General features: G+C 72.9%; 4 protein-coding genes. 3 read left to right on the forward strand and 1 reads right to left on the reverse strand.

Translation table 11 applies throughout. The annotated features are described in order from the left end of the window. Positions 1-39 precede the first annotated feature (39 nt). Positions 40-1,020, reverse strand: coding sequence for an acetylxylan esterase (locus ABD254_RS14735; protein WP_344249173.1), 981 nt, complete (start codon positions 1,018-1,020; stop codon positions 40-42). 125 nt (positions 1,021-1,145) lie between these two features. Here ABD254_RS14735 and ABD254_RS14740 point away from each other — a divergent pair, with 125 nt between their 5' ends. The 3 genes from ABD254_RS14740 to ABD254_RS14750 all read left to right on the forward strand — a co-directional run bounded on the left by ABD254_RS14740 (position 1,146) and on the right by ABD254_RS14750 (position 4,791). Further along, positions 1,146-2,384: an ROK family transcriptional regulator gene (locus ABD254_RS14740; RefSeq protein WP_344249174.1), complete on the forward strand. Its 1,239-nt coding sequence runs from the start codon at positions 1,146-1,148 to the stop codon at positions 2,382-2,384. Positions 2,385-2,495: 111 nt separating this feature from the next. Next, complete coding sequence (locus ABD254_RS14745) at positions 2,496-3,851, forward strand: extracellular solute-binding protein (protein ID WP_344249175.1); 1,356 nt, start codon at positions 2,496-2,498, stop codon at positions 3,849-3,851. 4 nt (positions 3,852-3,855) lie between these two features. Then, complete coding sequence (locus ABD254_RS14750; RefSeq protein ID WP_425553803.1) at positions 3,856-4,791, forward strand: carbohydrate ABC transporter permease; 936 nt, start codon at positions 3,856-3,858, stop codon at positions 4,789-4,791. Positions 4,792-4,856: the final 65 nt, after the last annotated feature.

Raw genomic sequence — 4,856 nt, forward strand, 5'->3', positions numbered from 1 at the left:
ACGCTCCCGGGTCTCGACAGGCTCGACCGACGGGACGGTTCAGAGGTGCTTCGCCAGCCAGGCCAGGGTGGGGGCGAACCGGTAGGCGTCGCCGCCCTCGTGCCCGTTGTACGGGTAGACGTCGATCCGCGTGTCGGCGGCGCCGGCCCGCTCGCCCCAGGCGTTGAACGCCGCGTAGACGGTCGAGGGCGGGCAGACGGTGTCCATGAGCGCCGTGGAGAACAGGCCCGCAGCGCGGGCGCGCCGCGCGAAGCTCACGCCGTCCAGGTAGGAGAACGTGCGCCACACGGCGTCCACGTGCTCCCGGTGCACCGACAGGTACCGGGTGATCTCGCCGTAGGGGAACGCGTCGGAGATCTCCACGGCGCGTCGGTAGTGGCACAGGAACGGCACGTTGACGGCCGCGGCCGCGACGTCGGGGACCAGGCCCGCCACGGCGACGGCGATGCCGCCGCCCTGGCTCGTGCCGGTCACGGCCACGCGCGCCGGGTCGATGCCGTCGACCCGGCGGACGGCGTCCACCGCCCGGACACCGTCGGTGAAGACCCGCCGGTAGTAGTGGTCGGCCGGGTCGAGCACGCCGCGCGTCATGACGCCCGGCGACGCGGGGCCGCTGCCCACCGGGTCGGGGGTGTCGCCGCCCGACCCCCAGCCCGAGCCCTGCCCGCGCGTGTCCATCACGAGGTGCGCGTACCCGGCCGCCGCGAGGGCGAGCCGCTCGTGCGGCAGCCCGCGCCCGCCGCCGTAGCCGAGGTACTCGACGACGGCTGGCAGCGGGCCGTCCACGTGCGCGGGGCGCACCAGCCAGCCCCTGATCGGGTGCCCGCCGAACCCGGGGAACGTCACGTCGTCGACGACGAGCTCCGTGAGCCCGGCGTCCACCCGCTCGAGCACCGGCGTGCCGTCGTGACCGCGGGCCTCGTCGATCGTGGCGGCCCAGAAGTCGTCGAAGTCGGGGGGCTCGCCGACGTCGGGGCGGTAGGCCTCGAGCTCGGCGCGGGGCAGGTCGAACTGGGCCATGGGTCCTCCGGGCGACGACGTCGGTGCGGGCTGCACTCTAGCGCCGGGCGACCGGGCTGCGGCTACCCTGAGCGCAGTCCGGCGGCACGCGCGGTCCGGCGTCGGGTCGGGGGAGGGAGGCGCAGGTGCGACGCGGAACGAACCTCCCGCGTGTGGGCGGCTTCAACCAGCGGGTGGTGCTCGACCGGATCCGGCGCGCCACCGACGGCGTGAGCCGGGTCGAGCTGGCCGCCGACACGGGACTGTCGCTGCAGACGATCTCGAACATCGTCGCCCGGCTCCTGGCGCGGCGCCTCGTGGTCGAGGGGGAGCGCAAGGTCGAGGGCCGGGGGAAGCCCCGCACGATGCTGCACCTGGACCCGCAAGGCGCGCACGCGCTCGGGGTGCACGTGGACCCGGTGGTCGTGACCGCAGTGCTCACGGACCTCGACGGCGGTGTGGTCGGGCGTCGCATCTTCCCGACCCCGTCCGGACCGGACGCGCTGGTCGCCGCCGTCGCCGAGAGCGCGAGGGAGCTCGTCGACGAGGCGGACATCGCGCCGGGCGGCGTGCTCGGGCTCGGCGTGGCCGCGCCGGGACCCATCGACATGCCGTCCGGGCGCGTCATCAACCCGCCGCTGCTCGACGGCTGGGCCGACGTGCCGCTGCGCGACGAGCTCGCCGGTGCGACGGGCCTCGCCGTGCTGCTCGAGAAGGACGTGAGCGCGGCGATGGTCGCGGAGCTGTGGCGCGGCAACCGGATGCACGAGGGCACGTCCCTGTTCTTCTACCTGGGCTTCGGCGTCGCGGCCGCCGTGGCGCACGACGGCGAGCTCGCTGCCGGCACCTCCCGCAACGCGGGCGAGATCGGGCACCTCATCGTCGACAGCGACGGGCCGCGGTGCGGCTGCGGCAACCGCGGCTGCATCGGGGTGTGCGCCTCGCCGGCGACCCTGGTGGCCGAGGCGGTCGAGCGCGGCATCCTCGACGTTGCCACGCCCCGGGCAACGCCGCGTGAGCTGGACGCCGCCCTCACCGCGGTCTGCCGGGCCGCGGCGGCGGGCGACGAGTCAGCGGGCGAGGTGCTGCGCACCTCCGCACGGCGGGTCGCGCACGGCATCACGCTCGTCGCCGACCTGGTCGACGCCGATGTCGTGGTGTTCGGCGGGCCGAGCTGGGCGCGGCTGGCGCCGGTGTATCTCCCCGCCGTGCGGGCGGAGCTGGCCGCGCACGCGACGCTGCGCGAGATGCACGCGGTCGAGGTGCTCGGGTCCGCGGTCGGGGACGACGTCGGGGCTGTCGGGGCGGCGAGCCTCGTGCTCGACGACGCCTTCGCCCCGCGGCCGTCCGAGCTGATCGGCCGCTCGGGCGCCGTCCTGCCCTGACTCGCGCCGCGCCGTCCGCGGGCACTTGACAGCATTAACTCTATTCGGTTGAGTTAATCGGGTCAGGCGGTCCGACGCCGTCGGGCCACGCACTGTGGGCAAAGGAGCACCATGCGACTGGCACGACCCCTGGCCGCGGGCACCGCGGCAGCAGCGCTCGTCCTCGTGGTCGGCGCGTGCGGTTCTGGCGCCGGCGACGACGGCGAGGCGACGATCAAGATCGCCTACCAGAAGTTCGGCAACTTCACGCAGGCCGACGAGCTGTTCAAGGACGTCAAGGCGGACTACGAGGACGCCAACCCGGACGTCACGATCGAGCTCGTGCCCATCGAGGCCAGCCAGAACGACTACTTCACCAAGCTCGCGCTCATGCAGCGCTCGCCGAGCACCGCGCCGGACCTCATGTACGAGGACACGTTCATGATCAAGTCCGACGTCGAGGCGGGGTACCTCCTGCCGCTCGACGAGCACCTGGCCGGCTGGGAGGAGTGGGACCAGTTCGTCGACACCGCCAAGCAGGCCGGCCTCGGCGACGACGGCAAGACCTACGGCGTCCCGATGGGCACCGACACGCGCGGCCTGTGGTTCAACAAGAACGTCCTCGCCAAGGCGGGGCTCCCCGAGGACTTCGCCCCGAAGACGTGGGACGAGCTGCTCGAGGCCGCGCGCGCCATCAAGGCGGCCGACCCGGAGGTCATCCCGCTCAACGTGTACTCGGGCAAGCCGATGGGCGAGGGCTCGACGATGCAGGGCTTCGAGATGCTGCTGTACGGCACGGGCGGGACGCTCTACGACGACGCCTCGTCGAAGTGGGTCGTCGGGTCGCAGGAGTTCGTCGACTCGCTGGCCTTCATCGAGACCATCTACTCGGAGGGCCTGGCGCCCACGCCGCAGCAGGCGCTCGACCCGAACGTCGGCAACACGGTCTCCGCGGAGTGGCTGCCGAAGGACCAGCTCGGCATCGCCCTCGACGGCTCGTGGATGCCCGGGACGTGGCTCGAGGAGGGCACGGCCCCGTGGCCGGAGTGGTCCGACGTCATGGGCACCGCCGGGATGCCCACCCAGGACGGGCAGGAGCCCGGCGCAGTGAGCATGTCCGGCGGCTGGACGCTGGCCGTCGGCGCCGGCACCGAGCACCCCGACGAGGCGTTCGACGTGCTGACCATGGCGCTGAACAAGGAGAACTCGCTGCGCTTCGCGATCGACAACAGCCAGATCGCGGTGCGCACCGACGTCGCCGAGGAGCCCTCGTACGCGGAGGCCAATCCGACGGTGCCGTTCTTCTCGGACCTCGTCGAGGTCACCAACTTCCGCCCGGCCACGTCCGACTACGCCCAGATCTCCAACGCGATCCAGGTCGCCATGGAGGCCGTCATGACCGGCCAGACGTCCCCCGAGGACGCGGCGGCCGCGTACGACCAGGCCGTGATCGACCAGGTCGGCGAAGAGAACACGACGGAGGGCTGAACCCGTGACCGCCCTCGCCCCCGCCGCCGCGGGGGCGAGGGGGCCCGGGGCGCCGGCGCCCCGCCGCAGCCACGTGCGGCGCGACGCCCGGCGCCTCGTCCCCCTCGCCCCGGCCGTGGTCCTGCTCGCGCTGTTCATGCTCGGCCCCGTGATCTGGTCGTTCTACGGCTCGTTCACCAACGCCGCGCTGACGGGCCCGGCCGCCGCGAACCCCGAGTTCGTCGGCCTCGAGAACTACGCGAACCTGCTCTCCGACCCCGACTTCCCGAAGTCGCTGTGGCTCACCGTGGTGTTCGTCATCGCGTCCGCGGTCGTGGGGCAGAACCTCGTCGGCCTCGCGCTGGCGATGCTCATGCGCTCGGCGGTGAAGCCGGTCCGCGCCGTCGTCTCGACGCTCGTCGTCGCGGCCTGGGTGCTCCCCGAGATCGTCGCGGCTTTCGCGGCGTACGCCTTCTTCCACGCCGACGGCACGCTGAACTCGCTGCTGGCCGGCGTGGGCGTCACCGGCCCGGACTGGCTCTTCGAGTACCCGATGCTCGCGGTGATCCTCGCCAACGTCTGGCGCGGCACGGCCTTCTCGATGATGGTCTACGCCGCCGCGATCGCGGAGGTGCCGCCGGAGATCACGGAGGCCGCGACGGTCGACGGCGCGAACGGCGTCCAGCGTCTCGTCTGGGTGACCCTGCCGACCATCCGCCGCAGCATCTCGACCAACCTCATGCTCACGACGCTGCAGACCCTGTCCGTGTTCACGCTCATCTACGTGATGACCGGCGGCGGCCCGGGGACCGACAGCTCCACGCTGCCGATCCTCGCCTACCAGGAGGCGTTCAAGTTCGCCCAGGTGGGGTACGGCACCGCCATCGCCACCGTGATGCTGGTGATCGGAGCGATCTTCTCCGTGGTGTACATCCGCAGCCTCAAGCCGGAGGTGGACTGATGGCCGACCTCGCCGTGCCCGCCCCGGCGGCCCGCCCGACCCGCAAGCCCGCGCCGGCCGCGCCG

Origin of the sequence: Isoptericola hypogeus, from assembly GCF_039531145.1 — a bacterium.
GTDB lineage: Bacteria > Actinomycetota > Actinomycetes > Actinomycetales > Cellulomonadaceae > Isoptericola > Isoptericola hypogeus.